Source organism: Bacillus sp. AM 13(2015) (assembly GCF_001518755.1).
Taxonomy (GTDB): Bacteria; Bacillota; Bacilli; order Bacillales; family Bacillaceae; genus Bacillus; species Bacillus safensis.
The window spans coordinates 74,102-92,792 of the sequence record NZ_LKCP01000090.1 but is presented as its reverse complement, the minus strand read 5'-3'; the positions used below and the strand labels follow the sequence as shown (position 1 = coordinate 92,792).

Genomic DNA, 18,691 nt, shown 5'->3' with positions numbered 1-18,691 from the left:
ATGAAAGAGAATAAGTTTCGAGTGATTTATGATCAGCTCGCAAGACGAATTGAACAAGGTGAATGGCAGGATAAAGGTATCCTCCCATCAGAGCATGAGCTTCTGATTATGTACGACACGTCCCGGGAGACGGTGAGAAAGGCATTAAATATTCTTGTGCAAAATGGCTATATCCAAAAAATCCGCGGGAAAGGCTCTGTATTGCTGAATCGGGAGAAAATGCAGTTCCCTGTATCAGGTCTTGTCAGCTTTAAAGAGCTTTCCAAAACGCTTGGCCGAAAGACAGTCACAACGGTTCATGAATTTGGTTTAATCAAACCGGATCAGTATATTCAGTCTCAGCTGAAAATTGATGGACAGACGGACGTCTGGAAAGTCATTCGCTCTCGCAATATTAGCGGGGAAGAAGTGATTTTAGACAAGGACTACTTTTTGCAAAAGCATGTTGAAGTATTGTCTAAAGACATATGCGAAGGATCAATCTACGAGTATATTGAAGGAGAACTCGGTGTATCAATCAGCTATGCTCAAAAGGAATTTGTGGTAGAGCCATGTACAGAAGAGGATGCGAAGTACCTTGATTTAAAGGGATTTGACCATGTCGTCGTGGTAAAGAATTATGTGTTCTTAGAGGATACGAGTCTATTTCAATACACAGAAAGCCGTCACAGGTTAGACCGCTTCAGGTTCGTCGATTTTGCTAGAAGAGAAAAAATGGACAGAGCATAGGCTCTGTCTTTTTCAGGTTTTGGAGAAACGGGGATATACACAACGAAAAAATTTTGATTTATAGGAGGAAAAATGATTAGACTGAATCGACCACTAAAATTACGGGATTTAGAAATTTTTAGCGTGATGAAAGATCATCGAATATTATGTTACGTCATCATTGAAGATACTCGAAAACCGTTTACGGAAGAAGATAGAAAACTAGATCCATTATGTTATATGGATGAAGAAGATATACAAGCGATTTTGAATGTGTTTCATATTTCAATTATTAATGATGAAAAGTTAAGTGAAGAGGATTTAACTCTTGTCCAATCGTATTTTGCTGAATTTGTAAATAATACGAATTTAACGAATTTTATTACGAGAGATTATGTTCAAGAGGATTTATATGCCATCGATGATGAAGATGACATCACGTTCTTCAATAGAATGCTGCGTCATATAGGATCAGATGATGTGAAACAATTTGATAAACGCAATTGGATTTATTTATCACAGGATTGAGATGGAAAAAGGACAGAGCATAGGCTCTGTCCTTTTCTTTTAGGATGATACATTGTTTCTTGTACGCTTACGCTGGTAGTAATAGAGGATACCGCCTGAGGCAAGCATGAGTACGCCAATCAATACAGCTGTATACATCATTGTTGCTGTATTCGGCAGTGTGCCGCCTGGGAGTCCGGTTCCATCTTGGTTTGGATCTGTACCTGTACCTCCGCCTGGCGCTGAACTTCCGCCGTCTCCACCAGTTTGATCTGGCGTTGTTCCAACTGCCCCGCTTTGGTTGAGTACGGTGTATTCGCTGAAGTGCTCAGTTTGACCTGAAACGACCCCATTTTCGAATGATCCATTACTTGTTTTGGCATAACGATTTTTCTTGCGGTCTACATAATATACACCAGGTTTCTTTGCCTTTTGAGGCTCATCTAATGTAAAGGATAGTGTAACAGGATCTTTAAAGGTAGAAACCTTTTTCTGATCTTGTTTGATTTGGAAATCATACGTATCCGTTAATGCATTTTTCACCTTATCCGTCTTTGTCATCGATATTTCTGCGTTTTTCTCGGACAAGTTAGAGAGCGGTAATGCGAGTCCCACTTTGTCATGATAGATAGTGACGTTCGGATCTTGCTCTCTTTTCTTCAGCTCGGTTACCTGTGCTTTTGATAGTGACAATTGAACGTTTTTCGCTTCGCTCGCTTTGTCTAAATAGAGCAATGCTTTGTTTGTATGCTGCACATACGTTTGGAATTTCTCATCATCTTGAATGTCATAAGCGCCTTTTCCTTTCGCACGTGGAAGGAACACTTCTTTCACTCGATGATCGATGACAGGAGAAATATGCCCGCCGTCTGCCTGTTCAATTTGCTCTTTGAAGATTTCATAGTCAACATAGCCTAAGTCTTCGCCGTGAGAGGCTTCTGTAAAGACGCTGTAGCCATCGCCGCCTGTCCCGACAAATGCGTTTGTTGCCACGCGGTATGTTTTCTTATCATCAATGTCTGTTAGTTTGCCGTTTTTGTCTTTCAGTTTGACATCAATGAGTCTGCTGCCAGCTGGTTTACTCAGTGTAAACGTATATTCAATGCCGGCTACATGAGGGAATGCGCCGCCGCCTTCCTCAATGCCTGAAAGCCCTTGTTCGAGCGCTTTCTTAATTTGGCTACCTTTTAAATCCGCGACATAGAGTGTGTTTCCGAATGGCATGACCGTTAAAATATCACCTAAAGTGATATCTCCTTTTTCAATGCTGCCTCGAATACCGCCGCCGTTTGTGATGGCAAGATCAGCACCAGCAGATTCCTGCGCTTTCTTCAGCATGCCGTCAGCAATAAAGTTCCCAAGGTTCGTTTCCTTCGCCCGGACGTGCTCTCGTTGTCCGTCTAAGAGGACATCAGTAGATCCGACTTTTTCCGTTTTTAAATCTTGAATATCTGCCTTGTACTGATCGAGGATCGCTTTTGCATCGGCATCTTCTTTGACAGAGTCATCGATGGTGATGAGGTCAAAAGAAGATTTCTTTGGCTGTACGACTCCTTTTTGATTAAAGGCCACATCTACTTTCCCTAAGAATTGTCCGTAGTCTTTCACCTGTGCGACAATCGTTGGTTCTTTCTTATTGACGACCTTTAATTTTTCTACAAGGGTGTGCGTGTGACCGCCAATGATTAAATCAATACCGTCTACTTTTTGAGCCAGCTCAAGGTCACGGTTATAGCCAATGTGTGTTAAAGCAATGATTTTATTGATTTTTTCTTCTGTTTGAATGGTGTTGACTGTTTCCTTTGCTTTCTTGTATGCATCCTTGAATTGAATGTTAGGGCCGCTGCTGGATGTAATGGCCGTGTCTTCAGTGGTTAATCCGAATACCGCCACCTTTTCACCGTTTACATCAAGCAGGATGTATGGGTAAATCCCAGCTTCTTTTTTCTCACCAGCTTTAAATGTGGCTGGCTTTTTCACTAAGCCGCTCAATTGTTTTTCCTTAGAGACATCAACGTTTGATGACACAATCGGGAATGCAGGCTTTTCAAATTGGTGACGGTTTTTCGCATCTACATCTGATGCATCACCTGTCAGGAATTGACGAAGAACAGAAGGACCTTTGTCAAATTCATGATTACCAAACGTCATGGCATCATATTTCATTAAGTTCATCAGTTTGAGGTCGGCAAGTCCTTGCCATTTTGTGAAATATAGGTCACCAGAGAAGACATCTCCAGCATCTAATAAAATGTTGTTCTTGCTTTCGGCCCGAACTTCTTTAATCTTTGTGGCACGCCTTGCCGCATCATCAAGGTGGGCGTGTGTATCGTTTGTATGCATCACCGTTAAATTCCAGTTGTCTGATGAAGGCGGTTCTGTTGTGCCATCCTCTTTAAAGGCTAGCTTGTACACACCAAGACCATCTGTGCTGGCGTTACGAACAAAGTCTACGCTGCTAGATTTTTCAGCAAACGGCTTAGCTAAAAGAGAAGATTCGAAAGTGACTGTTGCGCCTTTGATTGGTGCAATGGACCAGTTTTGGTCCGCACTTGGGTTGATGGTTTTTTGTTCGATAATATAATCCATCAGCACTTGGCGGTTCTCATCGGCTGAGGCAAGCACCACTTTATCTTGCGTCAGATGCGGGAAGCCACCGCCGCCAGAAGCTCGATAGTTATTTGTCACGACTAAAAATTCTTGATTGTCAGAGACTGGTTTTCCGTTGTAGGACAGGTTTTTGATGCGGTTTGCATTCGCATTGACAAGAGTGCCTGTTGTGCTGTACTTAGCAGGCTGCGTCACATCAACTTGATAGGTGACACCATCGATCACATCAAAGTTATACGAGCGGTATTCTTCGTTTAAAATAGGCTGTTCATTTGAATCGTTTGGTTTGATCTGATTAAACTGTCCGGCAGACATCTCGAGCCAGTCTTTCACTTCACTGCCGCTCAGTTTGACAATCTGCACGGTGTTATCGTAAAGGTAGAGATCGCCGATATTTTTAATCGCTAAATCACCTTTTGCGATATTTGTATAATAATTTACACCGTTTCGGCCGCCGGCTTTAAACGGGGCGCCTGCAGATAAAATCGGTAAGTTTTTGTATGACGTATCCTTCATTTTTTCTTGTGCATACCATTTTTGTGCATCCGTCACAATTTGAATAGAAGGGTCATCCATCACTTGAGCAAAAAAGCTGTTAATGTCTGCTTCTGTTTTACCGACTGGCTTTCTTACATAATCAAGTGTGTTTTGATGCGTTGTTTGAATAGCATCTTTTACAGTGCTGTTTTGAGAGGTGACTCCTGCAACAGATTCAATCTTTCCTGTTCCATCTGTGACTTTCCAGTTGCTGCCGTCAGGCTCTAATGTTAAATCAATGACGCCGAGGTAGCTTCCCCAGTTTTTAGACATGACGACTGGAATGCCGTTGATGGTTCCTTTTGAGACATCGAATTTGTCAACGCCGCTATATTCAGCGCTTGGGAATGTGCCGTGCTGGTGGCCAGACACGATCGCATCGATGCCTTTCGTTTTCGTGGCAAGGTCAAAGATCATATTTTCTGATCCTTTAGGCGAAGCGGTTTTTTCAATTCCTGTATGGGCAAGAGCGACGATGATATCTGCTCCTTTTTCCTTCATTTCAGGAATGGTTTCATTGGCAGATTCGACGATATCCTGCACTTGAACTTGTCCATCTAAATGCTTCTTATCCCACGTCATAATTTGTGGTGGAACGAATCCTATGTAACCGACTTTCACAGTTTGTGAGGCTCCGTTTGCGTCTTTAAATGTTTTTTCTTGAATCACATAAGGCGTAAAACGGTGTTCTCCATTTAACTTTTTGACGTTCGCATTGACAATCGGGAAGTTAGCCCCGGCAATAGTACCGTCAAGAAATGATAATCCGTAGTTAAATTCATGATTGCCAAGTGTTCCTGCATCGTACTTTAGTTTGTTGAGTGTATGAATAATGGGGTGAACCTTTGTTTGATTGATGATGCCGTCTTTCTCATTTTTGTAAACGTATTCTCCAAGAGGGGTTCCTTGAATCAGGTCTCCGTTATCAACAAGGAGTGTATTTGGATTTTGTGAACGGTGCTTTTCAATTAGCTCGGCTGTTTTTGCCAAACCAAATTCATTTGTTTCTTTGTCGCTGTAATAATCATAGTTCATCATGTTCGCATGAACATCCGTTGTGGCTAAGATGCTAACTTTTACGGCATCGCCGTTTTCTATTGCTGCATGAGTAGGTACTGCTGGGAGAATGAGACTAATCATCATAATGGAAGTGAGCAGAATAGACAGGTTTTTCCTTCGTTTAGACCTATGTGTTTGCTTCTTCACCTGATCTCCGCCTTTCTAATTTTTTTGACCACAATACCTATTGTAGAAATGTTTCGTTAACTTTTGTAGTTATTTTTTGCAGATTATTGTAAAGATAACATAAATCATACGAATTACCTTGTTGAGGAAATATAAATAAGTCTAAATGCTTATTTTTATCATAAGGGGTTTTCTGATCGGGATAGGATGTTTGATTTCAATGTACCCGGGTATAGTGTGTAGTGTAAACGATAATCAAGCAGGAGGGTTTCTACATGGGTAAGAAAATTGCAGTTGTATTAACAGATTACTTTGAGGATGTTGAATTCACCGAGCCTGCAAAAGCCTTTAAAGATGCAGGCCATGAGATCACAGTAATTGAAAACGAAAAAGGTAAAACAGTGAAAGGGAAGCAAGGAGTAGCAGAAGTGAGAGTGGATGCGTCCATTGATAACGTGAAGCCAGAAGACTTCGATGCACTACTGATTCCTGGCGGGTTCTCACCAGACATTCTGCGTGCAGATGATCGCTATGTCCAATTCACAAGAGCATTTATGGACGAGAAAAAACCAGTATTTGCGATCTGTCACGGACCGCAATTGCTCATTACAGCGAAGACGCTGGAAGGCAGAGGCGCGACTGGCTATAAATCCATTCAAGTAGATATGGAAAACGCAGGCGCCAAATTCAAAGATGAAGAAGTTGTTGTTTGTCAGGATCAGCTTGTGACAAGCCGTACACCTGATGACATTCCAGCATTTAACCGTGAATCATTAAAACTGCTCGCAAAATAAGCAGTTTTGACAGGATAAATAAAGCCAGCACCTTGCGGGGTGCTGGCTTTTTCTGTGCATGGATGGAAGAAAGCGGCGTAAACCGCAATCTGGTTTCCTTTGCACGATTATTTTCTTAAGTTTTTTAGTTCGCTTGCGATGGCTTGCATTTCACTTGGGCTGAATGAAGATTTTTTCATCACCATTTGGTGTAGAAATTCAATATCTTCGTACTTGTCTGGACTGAAGTCCTCGGCTTTGATGACTCCAATGTTCAGCATATTTAACTTTTGCGAAATGTCTTCAATCAGCTGATTGACTTCAGCCGCTTTTTGCTCTGACAAGGGCGGCACGTCCTTTCCTGCATATGTGAATAACATGTCTATTTTAACAGAAATGCAAAAGAATAAAAAGGGCTATTAAGACGACACCGAGATGTTTTTCTCCTTTTTCTCCTGCTTGATCTTATCAATGATTCGTTTAGATTCAAACACGACAACTCCTGATAAACCGATGAGGCCGATTAAGTTCGGAACAGCCATCAGTCCGTTTAGCATATCCGCCACGCCCCAGACGAAATCATTCTTAAACACGGCACCAAAAAAGACAGCAATAACAAACACAACACGATAATACATCACATACGAATCTTTTGCCAAATATGTAAAGCATTTTTCACCATAATAGGACCAGCCAATAATGGTGGAATAAGCGAATAAAAGTAAGCCGATTGCAACAATGATTGAGCCGATTGGTCCAAGGAAATGAGCAAAGGATAACGAGGTGAGTGCATCACTTTTTTCTGTGACGTACATATCGGCCATGACAATTGTGATCCCGGTTATGGAACAAACAATCATCGTATCAATAAATACTTGCGTCATTGACACAAGCGCTTGACGAGCAGGCATATCTGTTTTGGCAGCAGCAGCAGCGATTGGTGCAGAACCAAGACCTGCTTCATTGGAAAATACCCCTCTCGCCACACCCCAGCGGATTACGGTACCGATCGCGCCGCCTGCAACGGCTTGACCTGTAAATGCATCCGTAAAAATGAGCCCAACTGCACTTGGGACAAGATCCGCATTCATGACAAGAATGATCAGCCCGCAAATGACGTAGAATAAAGCCATGACCGGTACAAAAATAGCCGTCACCCGTCCAATGCTTTTAATCCCGCCTAAAATCACGAGCGCAGTAAAGGCCGTAATAATAATGCCTGTGATCCATGTTGGAATCTGAAAGGTTGAATTCATGACACCAGAAATCGAATTTGACTGCACGAGATTCCCAATTCCAAAGGCAGCCGCAGCACCAAAAATAGCAAACAGCACCCCTAGCCATTTTTGCTTCAAGCCATGCTCCAAATAGTACATCGGCCCGCCGGACATTTCACCTTTTTCATTTTTGACACGGTATTTCACTGCGAGAACAGCTTCAGCATATTTTGTCGCCATTCCAAAGAACGCTGCAAACCACATCCAAAACACAGCGCCTGGTCCGCCAGCAATGACAGCAGAGGCGACCCCTACAATATTTCCCGTTCCAACCGTTGCAGCAAGAGCTGTCATTAATGCTTGGAAGTGAGAAATATCACCTTCTGATGTCTTGTCTTGCTTTGAAAATGCAAGCTTCAGCGAATAGGGGAGCAGCCTAATTTGAATAAAGAGTACGCGAAAGGTAAGGTAAATCCCAGTCCCCACGATCAAAAACAAAAGCGGCGGTCCCCATAATACATCATTGATATTGCTGACAATCTGTTCTACCCATCCCATATGTATCCCCCTTTATTTGTGCAATTCTCCTAAAGTGTCCCCTTTTTTTGTATAATGTGTCAATGCCGATGGGAGTTTTTCTTGCAAAGTTTTCAAAAGAAAAAGGGCTTGATATGATAGAGAAAAGGTTTTCGAAAGCAGTTCTTAGGGAAAAGATAGGAGGAGAATGAAGGATGATTCATGTATTATTCGTATGTCTTGGCAATATTTGTAGGTCACCGATGGCAGAGGCCATGTTTAGAAAACGAGTAGAAGATGAAGGACTAAGCGAGCACTTTGTCATTGATTCAGCAGGCATTGGCGGCTGGCATCAAGGCAGTCCTCCGCATGAAGGTACACGAAAGCTGCTTGATGAAAAAGGGATCAGCTATGAAGGGATGTCCGCAAGACAAATCATAGAGGAGGACATCACAGCATACGACTATATCATTGCGATGGATGCTGAAAATGTAGGGGCACTTCGCAGTATAGCCGGTTATGGGAAACATCACTTTATTGGCCGTCTTCTTGACTTTGTTGAAGACGATGATCGAGATGATGTGCCAGACCCTTATTACACTGGAAACTTTGAGGAAGTACATGATTTAATTGAAACAGGAATTGATCGTTTTTTGACGTATGTAAAGAAAGAGAAACACCTTTAACTGAAAGGAGATCAGACGAGATGGAAGAGAAAAATCAAATCATGCTTCGAGGAGCTGTGATAGGAGCAGCTTGCGGCGCACTGCTGACATTATTTCATCGGCCAACAAGAATTGCGCTTAAAGACAAATGGGATGACTGTCAGGAAAAGCTGGCGGAATACCGTCAGGAGCCAGCCAGAATTTCTGCTTGCGTGAAAGAAAAAATGGAAGAAACGAAGCAGCTGATCCCTGTGATGCTGGACAGTCTCAGATGATTTGTCATTTTTAAATGAACAAGTCAATCAGTTAAAGGAAACAACCCCAAAAGTATTAGAGATTATTGAAGAAACAAAGGATCACTTTCGATCGAAATAGAAAGATTGATCATTGGAGATGAGGCGTATGGGTTTTATTAAAGCGTTAATTGAACGCTTTTTGCTGCATGAAGGACCAGCAAAATCTGCTGAGCTTGCTTACTTCTTTTTGCTTTCATTATTTCCGTTTCTCATCTTCGTGCTGACACTCGTTGGATATTTGCCGCTGACGTCGAAGGATGTCCTGAGCGTCATCTCTGGTTATGCGCCAGAAGGAGCGCTTTCGATGATTGAATCCATCGCCGAAGAGACACTGAACAGCCGCAACGGCGGATTGTTGTCATTCGGGATTATTGCCGCCCTTTGGTCTGCATCTAACGGGATTAATGCCGTCGTCAGAGCATTTAACCATGCTTACGAAGTTGAGGAAAATCGTTCCTTCATTCTCGTACGTTTAACATCAATCATCTTAACCATAGCGATGGTTCTTACGATTATTTTTGCCTTAATGCTACCTGTCTTTGGAAAAGAACTTGGCTTATTTGTCGCTAAATTAGTTGGGCAGTCAGATGCCTTTCTCACCATTTGGACGGCCATGAGGTGGATCATTAGCCCGCTGATTTTATTGATTGTGTTTACAGCCTTGTACTATTTCGCCCCAAACATCAGACTGAAATTGAAATTTGTCCTGCCAGGCGCCATTTTTGCATCGATTGGATGGATTTTGGTCAGCATGCTGTTCTCATTTTACGTAGGCGAGTTTGCTAATTACAGCGCGATGTACGGAAGTATTGGGGGAATCATTATTTTAATGATCTGGTTCTATTTAACCGGCATCATGATTATCCTTGGCGGCGAGCTTAATGCGCTTTTACATAAGCGTAAAATCGTACCAGGCAAGGTGTGAAGAAATCTGGGCATCCTAAAGAAGAACGAATATGTTCAATCTTGATGGATGGGGGAATCACATATGTCCAAACAATCGAAAAAAGGCGGAAGCAACACGAAACAAAACAAAGGCCATCAGCCAAAGCACAAAACAAGCGGCAGTGCGAACGGGCAAAATGGTTATCATTAAATGAAAAAACTCCTCTGCGGTGCAGGGGAGTTTTTTAATTAGAAATGGATTCATTGGGACTTTCCACCACTGCCGTCGTTCTCCCAAACCGAACGCAGCAAAACACAAATAATATCACGATACTGACAAGGTAAAGTAAATTCATTCCTTCAAACGTTTGCACAAAGAATCCTCCGAGTACCGGCCCGAGAATACTGCCGGCACTAAACGCCATCCCGCACATCAAATTCCCGGCGGGAAGCAGATGCTTTGGCAATAAGTCGGTCATATAACTGATGCCAAGTGAGAAGGTAGAGCCTACAGCCATTCCGGCGATAAAGAAACAAATGGCCACAGCCAAAACCGATTGAATGAAGATCCCTGCTAAAAGGAAAAAGAATGATCCAGCGAGTGTCACACATAAAATGATGCGGCGTCTGCCAAACCGGTCACTGAGCATTCCAAGAGGAAGCTGAAAGACAATGCTCCCAATGGCAAACGCAGGTAAAATAAACGCGACCGCATCTACTGTCACCCCGCTTCTTAGCGCATATACAGGGAAGTTACTATTAAGTGTCGTTTCTAAAAATCCATAGCAAAATGGCATCATAAAGGCGACCCAGCCAAATTGAAAGGCCTTTTTGAAGCGCTTCAAACTGTTTGTCTGCTCTGACGTTTGCACTTCGCCCGTATCTGGATATGTATTTTTTAAAACAAACACAAGCAGCCAAATACATAAACTAACGGCACCAGAAACAATAAAAGGCAAAGCTGGATTGATCTCAATGAGCGGCGTTAAAAAAGGGCCGGCGGCAAAACCGAGTCCAAACGATAATCCATACAGTGAAATGTTTCTTCCGCGATTTCTCGAGGATGAAGCATAGGTCACCCACGTCTGTGTAGAGAAATGCAGCATATGGTCACCAATCCCGATCATAAGCCGGAGGAAGAACCAGACGACATAAGATTCAAAAAACACAAAGCTAAACAAGCTTAAAAAGACAGCGGCGCCTCCAATGACGATTAACGGCTTAAATCCAAACCGGCGAAGCGGTGCTTCCATAAAAGGAGACGCAAGCAGTACTCCGAGATATAAGCCTGTGGCATGCAGTCCGTTTAACGTAGGAGAAGTACCGGCATGTTCGAAAATAATGGAAATGACAGGAAGTAATGCACCCTGTGAAAAACCAGACACGGATACAAGTAAAATTAAAATCATAAAGTGAATTCTCGACATAAGATGCTCCTTACAAGTTCATATTTTCATCGTACAATGGAACCATAGGGGTTTCAATAGAAAGGTGGAAAAGGAATGAAGCTGACATACGAAAAGGATCATTGGATCGCACATAATGAGGACAGGCAACTGCCTATTTCAGGAACGGAAGAAATGGGGTACCGTCCATCTCAATTGTTCACCTCAGCCATTGCAGGCTGCTTTGGAGAAATGCTCTTTCATGTGTGCCGTAAAAAGCGAATATCCTATAAAGGGCTGACGATCACACCTGAAACGACAAGGGCAGGAGCTGTAAACAAGATTTCCTGCATTCATTTACATATCTTATTTGAAGACATTAATACATCTGATGAACAAATCGATAAAGTGATCACCCTTGCATTGAAGCATTGCTCTATGGTGCAGTCCGTGAAAGGAAGTATTGATATCACCTTCTCACACGCGCGAATCTAAAATGTATATGATGCCGGCACTCACGAAAGAATAACAGTCAGACATATGTAAAGGAGAATGGCTGTATGAATCGTTTATTTCTTGTGATTGTCGCAATCGGTGTTCCGCTATCGGTGCTTGGCAGTTTTCTTCATTTCCCGCAGGTCGTCATGTTTGCCGTTTATTGTATCGCCATTATTGGTCTTGCTAGTTTTATGGGAAGAGCCACAGAAAGTCTTGCCATCATTGCGGGGCCCAGAATTGGCGGACTTTTAAACGCTACATTTGGGAATGCGGTGGAGTTAATCATTTCGTTTTTTGCTTTAAAGCAAGGATTGACGGCCATCGTACTTGCATCATTAACAGGATCGGTTATCGGAAATTTACTGCTTGTGGCTGGCTTGTCTTTTTTCGTTGGCGGATTAAAATATAAGCGTCAAGTATTTAATGTCCATGATGCAAGGCACAATTCAGGCTTGCTCATGTTTGCCATTATTGTAGCGTTTGTCATTCCAGAAGTGTTTTCGATGGAGATGGCAGAGAATAAACAGTTTGTTTTAAGCATTGGGATTAGCATTGTCATGATTTTGCTTTATGTCGCGGCGCTCTATTTCAAACTGGTCAGCCACCGCGGGGTGTATGTTGCCAAGCTGGAGAGCATGGAAGGCGAAGCAGAGACGGAAGAAGAAACACCTGAATGGTCTGGCAAGTTTGCCACTGTCATTTTGCTGCTTTCGACAATCGCAGTTGCGTACATTTCAGAGCGCCTTGTTCATACATTTGATACGGTAGGAGAACAATTTGGCTGGAGTGAGCTGTTTATCGGTGTCATTATTGTGGCCATCGTCGGCAACGCAGCAGAACATGCCTCAGCTGTCATCATGGCGTATAAAAACAAAATGGATGTAGCAGTAGAAATCGCCTTTGGCTCCACACTTCAGGTTGCCATGATGGTTGCGCCGATTCTTGTCATCAGCTCGCTATTTTTTGATAAGCAGATGCCGCTCATTTTCTCCTTGCCAGAGCTCATTGCGATGGCATCCTCTGTGCTGCTCACGGTCATTTTATCAAATGATGGTGATACAAACTGGTTTGAAGGCGCCACATTACTCGCTGCCTATTTTATTATGGCGATTGGATTTTTCCTTTTATAATCTTTTGTGGATAAGGGACGTCTTTCGGGAAAATACTATGGAAAAATGAATGAGAAAGAGTGATGATATGAAAAAGATGCCCCGCATCATGTTTGTTGTTCTCTTATCCTTAAGTTTTCTATACAGCTTTCCAGCGGAGGCGGCAAAGCCATTTAAAGTGCCATCCTCTGTCGCAAGTATTTCAAAGGAGAATACGTATCCGAACGCGTCACAGGATCAGCCGCTGCTTCAGCCGAGCGAGCTGACGGCTGAATTGTTCAAAACAACAAGTGTCCCGATTGAGAATACTCATTTGATTAAAATGCTGAACGAATCCAGCATTTCAGGGACGCCATTAGCAGTTGGATACCGCGCGACCATTTTCCTTGGGAGATGGGCGCTGAGCTACGATTCAAACGAAACCGTCGCCAATTGGGAATACAAAAAAGTGAATACGAACCATATTGATAACAGAGGCGGCAATAAAACAGCCATTGGAAAATACGTTCAAAAGCAGCAAGTGAAAGTAAGCGGCGGACTCACAGCAAAAGTGCCAAGCCCAGAAGATGTGAAAACATTGATGATGCAAAAAGCGATTCAAAAAACAAAGCTGCCCCTCGCGTTTGACACCGTAATTGGTGCAGGAACAAAACGAGATCAGTCTTACCATGTCTCTCCAAAAAAAGCAGCATCGCTTCATGCCTATGCACCAGCGATTAACGAAAAAGGTAAGGTTACTTACGGAGAAGTGTACCTTGTGCTAAAAGGAAATAAACGAAAACTCGTCGTGAAAAACGTGACCTCACAAGGAATCGGCGCTTGGATTCCAGTTCAGGATCACCTGACGTTTGGGTTTCAAGGGATGAATTAAAACAGTCATCTCCTCTTATCAACAGAGGAGATGACTGTTTTTTGCTAATAGGGTTTCTCTTTTTTTCTTTTTAATTCATTTTTGTAAAAGTCAAAGACGTTATATAAATACCAAATGATAAAAAGAAAGAAGATAACTTTAGTCAATATCGGTAAGTCGTTGAAAATAAGACATAGGCCAAGATAAGGGATGATCATAAATCCATAATAAGAAAACCACCATGTTTTAAAAATGAAACTCATCTCCTTGAAAATTGTAGACATTAACATCTTATACATATATTATATTTTTTGAGGAAATAAAAAAGCCATAGTAGAAGTTGAATGAACTCAACGACTACTATGGCTTAAGTTTTTTATTCCCCTAAATCCACATTATGATAAACCTGCTGCACGTCTTCAAGCTCTTCTAATACATCGATCAGCTTTTCAAATTGTGCTTTAGATTCATCATCTAACGTCACTTCGTTTTGCGGTAGCATTGTGATTTCAGCGACAGTGAATTCTTCAACACCGGCTTGTTTGAATGCTTCTTGTACTTGATGGAATTGATCTGGTTCAGCGTACACAATCACCGTTTCATCTTCTTCCATGATGTCACGTACATCAACATCTGCTTCCATTAAAAGCTCAAGTGTTTCTTCTTCGCTTTTCCCTTCGACACCGATGACAGCTGTTTCGTCAAACATGTAAGCAACAGAGCCGCTTACGCCCATGTTTCCGCCGTTTTTCCCAAATGCTGCTCGAACATCTGAAGCTGTACGGTTCACGTTATTGGTGAGGGCATCAACGATTACCATTGATCCGTTTGGACCAAATCCTTCGTAGCGCAGCTCATCGAAGTTCTCTTCCGCACCGCCTTTGGCTTTTTCAATGGCACGGTCCACAATATGTTTTGGGACACTATATGTTTTTGCACGTTCTAGGACAAAACGAAGTGCTTGGTTTGATTCTGGGTTTGGCTCACCTTGTTTGGCAGCCACATAGATTTCACGCCCGAATTTTGCGTAAATACGACTTGTACTGGCATCCTTTGATGCTTTCTTTTCTTTAATGTTGTTCCACTTACGACCCATCTTATTCACTCTCTTTCACTTAGAAAATACACAGTATGAGGGTCCCCATGCTGCATGAAATCATTCTGCTATCTATTATACATGAATCAGTCAAGAGGATAGAAGTAAGAGGGCTGAAATGAAGAGAATTGTTAGCTAATGTGCCCAAGCTGTTCAAGCATTTCATGTTTTTCGTGAGCCCGAGTCAGCTCGTCGCACCGAATGATCCTGCCATCTAAAAAGGTGAAAAGAGCTGTGACATCTATTAAACCCCCGTCTCCGTTTGCGAGGTCAACATGTACCGTGTAACGAAAACACGCTTGCTGCGTTTCTTCATCAAATAACACATCATGAAAGGCGGGGATCACAAGCTGTGTTGTCATTTCTTTTAATGTGGATAGATGATTTTTAAATTCATCAAGCGTGGACACCTTCCCATCTGTCACTTGCTGATAGTCAGGTGAAAAATATGTCTCCACCTTTTTTACATCGAATTTGGTTAATACCTCTTGATACATCTCCTTGATGAAAGAAATTGCTTCTGTTTTTGTCATTCCATACATCCTCTCTATTATTAACTGGTTAACTAAATAACATTATAATTAACTGGTTAACAAAATACAAATAAAAAAATAACCCCATATAGAATGAGGTTATTTTGCAGGCTGGGGATAAGCGAGATCCTCAAGCAATTTGACATCATGCTGATGAAGTTGCTTGATCATTTCTTTTCGCACAGCGAGAGCGGCTTCGAAGTATTTTTCGTCTTCGACCATTCCCTTAACTGTGATTTCAATCCCGCGATTCAGCTTATTCAAGCCCATAATTCCATGAACTTGAAAGGGTTCAATGGCGTTTTGGAATTCATCTTTTTTAAGAAAATCATGATGCATTTGATTTAAATTGTCACATGCTGATTCAAGCGCTTGGAAGGCGATATCTGGGTTTTGATTCGCGCTAATTAACACAGATTCCGTAATCCGCATATATTGCATGTTATAGTTTTGGATTTGCCTGATATCCCCGTTAGAAATGGTTAACAGCTTGCCGCTCCATTCTCTAATTTGCAGAGAGCGGAGACCAATCTCTTCAATGGTTCCATTAAAGAGGTTATTCACCGTCACATAATCCCCTTTATGAATCTGGCGTTCATAGATGAGAAAAATGCCTGCTAAAATATCACGAATGAGCGTCTGGGCGCCAAAACCGATGACGATCCCAGCGACACCAGCACCCGCAAGAATTTTCCCAAAGTCATGAAAGAAAAGAGAAATAACATAGAGCACAAAGCAAATTGAAGCGGTGTATTTCGTGACCGATTTGACCAAGCTCTCAATCGTTTTCTTCTTTTTATCTTCTATAAACTCAGTTCGTTTAAAGAAAATTTGAAGGGCTTTGTTGATCATAAAGACAGCAAGCCAAAGAACGAGCCCAACAAGGAGAATTTCAATGTATTTGTTTTTGACCACTGTCAGAAATGTATCGTCCATCTATCGGTTACCCCCTGGCTGTTCGAGAAGTAAAATCAACATCTTGATAATAGCTGTTTTTCACTAGAACATTCGGACCGAGGCACTGCACGCTTGGGCAATGACAATTCAGCTCTTTTGCTAATTTCGTGTCCATCCAGCGTGTATAGGCTGATTGCAAAGTATCAGTTGCAATGTTTCCAAGCGGCGGTGTATCGCCAAAGTCTGTCACAATAATATTCCCATCAAAAATATTCACATTCAACCGTGAACGGCCGTCAGGGTCATTTCGTACTGTGACATTTTTCTCCTGGCGCAATCGATTGAGGAGACGCTGGTCTTCTTCATCTGTGCTGCATGAATAAAATGGCAGGGTGCCAAACAGCATCCATGTGTTTTGATCGCGAATATCAAGCAGCTGATGAATCGCATCCCGCATTTGCGGAAGCGTCAATGATTCAAGGGCGCTGGCGAAATCACTTGGGTACATCGGGTGAACTTCGTGGCGCTGGCATTTCATCTCCTCGACGATCTGCCGGTGGATGTGCTCAATATATGGAAGCGTGCGCTTATTCAGCATGGTCTCAGCGGATACGGTTACGCCTGCTTTGACAAGTGCCTGACTATTTTCAATCATGCGGTTAAATAATTTCTCGCGCTGCTCAAAGGTTGGTTTACGATCCATCATAGCAAAACCGACTGTTGCAAACTCTTCGACAGTGCCCCAGTTATGTGAAATGTGAAGGACATCTAAGTATGGAATAATTTCTTCATAGCGCGCCAAATCAAGGGTTAGATTTGAATTGATTTGTGTACGCACGCCGCGTTCATGGGCATACTTTAATAAAGGAACGACATATTCCCGTACAGATTTAAGAGAAAGCATAGGCTCTCCGCCTGTAATACTGAGTGAGCGCAGGAGCGGAACTTCATCTAAACGGCGAAGTAACAAATCTATCGGCAGCGCATTCGGGTCTTTAGGCTGTAAGGTATAGCCGACCGCACAATGCTCACATCTCATGTTACACAATGTTGTAGTTGTAAATTCAATATTTGTCAGCTTCATTTCTCCGTAATCCTGCACATCGAGATAGGCTTCCCAAGGGTCGTATGCAGGTGTGATCGGACGAAGTGCTGTTTTTTGGTTCATGGTATCTATCTCCTTTTCATTCGGGCAAACGTAGACCCGCCAACAGTTAATTTTAAGCCTCATCACGGTTATACGCAAGAGGGACACAATTGATTTACAAGGGAAAAAAAGATAAGCTATAAACAAACGCTAAAGGGAGTGTATCGATGGGCAAGGCAGCAGACAGCAAAGAGCAGCAGGTTGATTATTTAAAGAACCGATTAGATATGTTTATGAATGTGATTGATTCATTAGATCCTGAATCAACAGACGTTGAAGATATAGACAGACTGATCCAAATGATTGACGACCTAGAAGCGAAATATGAACGGTTTAAAAATGATTGGAAGGAAGAATAGCTCGCGCAGTGCGGGCTTTTTTCTTTAAATTGGCAGGTGAATCGGTGTATGAGTCTCGGTCTTATTCTGCACAATAGAAGAAAAACCGGGAAGTGACGTAATGAAAAAATTCATGCTGATCTGTTTATGTGCGCTTTTTGTTTCCATACCTTTTTCAGAAGTAGGAGCCGTGTCTAATAAGCCCATCCACTGGGGATTTGCGAAAAGCAAAGAGCACAGGCCGCCGGATGCGGGCAAAGAATTAACGGCACTCTTAAAAAAGTATGATGCCTTCTATTTAGGCAACACGAAAAAGAAAGAGATTTATTTCACCTTCGACAACGGCTATGAAAATGGGTACACACCCAAGATCTTAGACGTGCTGAAAAAACATCAAGTACCAGGCACCTTTTTTGTGACAGGTCATTTTGTAAAGGACCAGCCCGGGCTTGTTAAACGTATGGCAGAAGAAGGTCATATCATTGGCAACCATTCCTATCATCATCCAGATTTAACAACAAAAAGTACGAAAGAAATCAAAGAAGAACTGGACCGTGTCAATGAAGCTGTGTACAAAATTACAGGTAAACAAGATAACCTCTACCTTCGTCCGCCGCGCGGTGTGTTCAGTGAAAGGGTACTAAAAGAAACAAAACAGCTCGGCTACCAAACTGTTTTCTGGTCAGTAGCGTTTGTAGACTGGCATATCCATCATCAAAAAGGAAAACAGTATGCTTACGATCAAATGATGAAGCAGGCGCACCCAGGTGCCATTTACTTACTTCATACCGTCTCAAGAGACAATGCCGAAGCGCTGGATGATGCCATCACCGCTCTGAAAAAACAAGGATATTCCTTTAAAAGCCTAGACGATCTCATGCTTGAAAAAGTATGGCATCTGCCTCAGCTATAGAAAGAAGCCTGCAGAAGATCTGCAGG

General features: G+C 42.3%; 18 protein-coding genes and 1 pseudogene. 11 read left to right on the top strand and 8 right to left on the bottom strand.

What is annotated here, in order from left to right:
- Both treR and AOQ70_RS17625 read left to right on the top strand, forming a co-directional pair.
- Entirely contained in the window at positions 1-729 is a 729-nt protein-coding gene (gene treR, locus AOQ70_RS17630; protein ID WP_059377709.1) for a trehalose operon repressor, read from the top strand.
- Between the two features lie 72 nt (positions 730-801).
- Positions 802-1,236, top strand: a complete 435-nt coding sequence (locus tag AOQ70_RS17625; protein WP_041087241.1) for a hypothetical protein — start codon at positions 802-804, stop codon at positions 1,234-1,236.
- Positions 1,237-1,275: 39 nt separating this feature from the next.
- On the opposite strand, the gene AOQ70_RS17620 is transcribed toward AOQ70_RS17625, so the two are convergent.
- A complete protein-coding gene (locus AOQ70_RS17620) occupies positions 1,276-5,568 on the bottom strand; it encodes a multifunctional 2',3'-cyclic-nucleotide 2'-phosphodiesterase/3'-nucleotidase/5'-nucleotidase (RefSeq protein WP_059377708.1) in 4,293 nt (1,430 codons plus the stop codon).
- Between the two features lie 254 nt (positions 5,569-5,822).
- Between AOQ70_RS17620 and AOQ70_RS17615 the strand changes: the two genes are divergently transcribed.
- Positions 5,823-6,341, top strand: a complete 519-nt coding sequence (locus AOQ70_RS17615; RefSeq protein ID WP_059377707.1) for a type 1 glutamine amidotransferase domain-containing protein — start codon at positions 5,823-5,825, stop codon at positions 6,339-6,341.
- A 107-nt stretch (positions 6,342-6,448) separates the two neighbouring features.
- Here the strand turns inward: AOQ70_RS17615 and AOQ70_RS17610 are convergent, their stop codons facing one another.
- Positions 6,449-6,664 (bottom strand): DUF1128 domain-containing protein, encoded by a 216-nt coding sequence (locus tag AOQ70_RS17610; RefSeq protein WP_003214000.1) that lies wholly within the window; start codon positions 6,662-6,664, stop codon positions 6,449-6,451.
- Positions 6,665-6,739: 75 nt separating this feature from the next.
- Positions 6,740-8,095 carry an alanine/glycine:cation symporter family protein gene (locus AOQ70_RS17605; protein ID WP_039177145.1) on the bottom strand — a complete coding sequence of 452 codons (1,356 nt, stop codon included), beginning with the start codon at positions 8,093-8,095 and terminating at the stop codon, positions 6,740-6,742.
- Positions 8,096-8,268: 173 nt separating this feature from the next.
- Here AOQ70_RS17605 and AOQ70_RS17600 point away from each other — a divergent pair, with 173 nt between their 5' ends.
- The 3 genes and pseudogenes from AOQ70_RS17600 to AOQ70_RS17590 all read left to right on the top strand — a co-directional run bounded on the left by AOQ70_RS17600 (position 8,269) and on the right by AOQ70_RS17590 (position 9,939).
- On the top strand, positions 8,269-8,739 hold the full coding sequence (locus AOQ70_RS17600) for a low molecular weight protein-tyrosine-phosphatase (protein ID WP_058837477.1): 471 nt from the start codon (positions 8,269-8,271) through the stop codon (positions 8,737-8,739).
- Positions 8,740-8,759: 20 nt separating this feature from the next.
- Positions 8,760-9,093: pseudogene (locus tag AOQ70_RS17595) on the top strand (hypothetical protein).
- 27 nt (positions 9,094-9,120) lie between these two features.
- Positions 9,121-9,939, top strand: coding sequence for a YihY/virulence factor BrkB family protein (locus tag AOQ70_RS17590; RefSeq protein ID WP_039177150.1), 819 nt, complete (start codon positions 9,121-9,123; stop codon positions 9,937-9,939).
- A 205-nt stretch (positions 9,940-10,144) separates the two neighbouring features.
- Here the strand turns inward: AOQ70_RS17590 and AOQ70_RS17585 are convergent, their stop codons facing one another.
- Positions 10,145-11,326 carry an MFS transporter gene (locus AOQ70_RS17585; protein WP_058837476.1) on the bottom strand — a complete coding sequence of 394 codons (1,182 nt, stop codon included), beginning with the start codon at positions 11,324-11,326 and terminating at the stop codon, positions 10,145-10,147.
- A 75-nt stretch (positions 11,327-11,401) separates the two neighbouring features.
- Here AOQ70_RS17585 and AOQ70_RS17580 point away from each other — a divergent pair, with 75 nt between their 5' ends.
- From AOQ70_RS17580 to AOQ70_RS17570, 3 genes are all read left to right on the top strand, one after another.
- Positions 11,402-11,779, top strand: coding sequence for an OsmC family protein (locus AOQ70_RS17580; RefSeq protein WP_058837475.1), 378 nt, complete (start codon positions 11,402-11,404; stop codon positions 11,777-11,779).
- 65 nt (positions 11,780-11,844) lie between these two features.
- Positions 11,845-12,912, top strand: a complete 1,068-nt coding sequence (cax, locus tag AOQ70_RS17575; RefSeq protein ID WP_059377704.1) for a calcium/proton exchanger — start codon at positions 11,845-11,847, stop codon at positions 12,910-12,912.
- Between the two features lie 67 nt (positions 12,913-12,979).
- Complete coding sequence (locus AOQ70_RS17570) at positions 12,980-13,762, top strand: YfkD famly protein (protein ID WP_039177159.1); 783 nt, start codon at positions 12,980-12,982, stop codon at positions 13,760-13,762.
- Positions 13,763-14,117: 355 nt separating this feature from the next.
- Here AOQ70_RS17570 and AOQ70_RS17565 read toward each other — a convergent pair whose 3' ends face one another.
- The 4 genes from AOQ70_RS17565 to yfkAB form a co-directional block, all read right to left on the bottom strand.
- Positions 14,118-14,837: a YebC/PmpR family DNA-binding transcriptional regulator gene (locus tag AOQ70_RS17565; RefSeq protein WP_024425262.1), complete on the bottom strand. Its 720-nt coding sequence runs from the start codon at positions 14,835-14,837 to the stop codon at positions 14,118-14,120.
- A gap of 131 nt (positions 14,838-14,968) precedes the next feature.
- Positions 14,969-15,370: a nuclear transport factor 2 family protein gene (locus AOQ70_RS17560; protein WP_059377701.1), complete on the bottom strand. Its 402-nt coding sequence runs from the start codon at positions 15,368-15,370 to the stop codon at positions 14,969-14,971.
- A 99-nt stretch (positions 15,371-15,469) separates the two neighbouring features.
- Positions 15,470-16,306 (bottom strand): mechanosensitive ion channel family protein, encoded by an 837-nt coding sequence (locus AOQ70_RS17555; RefSeq protein ID WP_039177163.1) that lies wholly within the window; start codon positions 16,304-16,306, stop codon positions 15,470-15,472.
- A 7-nt stretch (positions 16,307-16,313) separates the two neighbouring features.
- Positions 16,314-17,435, bottom strand: coding sequence for a radical SAM/CxCxxxxC motif protein YfkAB (gene yfkAB / locus AOQ70_RS17550; protein WP_041106321.1), 1,122 nt, complete (start codon positions 17,433-17,435; stop codon positions 16,314-16,316).
- A gap of 146 nt (positions 17,436-17,581) precedes the next feature.
- Here yfkAB and AOQ70_RS17545 point away from each other — a divergent pair, with 146 nt between their 5' ends.
- A complete protein-coding gene (locus AOQ70_RS17545; RefSeq protein ID WP_012009274.1) occupies positions 17,582-17,773 on the top strand; it encodes an SE1561 family protein in 192 nt (63 codons plus the stop codon).
- A 112-nt stretch (positions 17,774-17,885) separates the two neighbouring features.
- On the top strand, positions 17,886-18,665 hold the full coding sequence (gene pdaA, locus AOQ70_RS17540) for a delta-lactam-biosynthetic de-N-acetylase (RefSeq protein ID WP_372556296.1): 780 nt from the start codon (positions 17,886-17,888) through the stop codon (positions 18,663-18,665).
- Positions 18,666-18,691 lie beyond the last annotated feature (26 nt).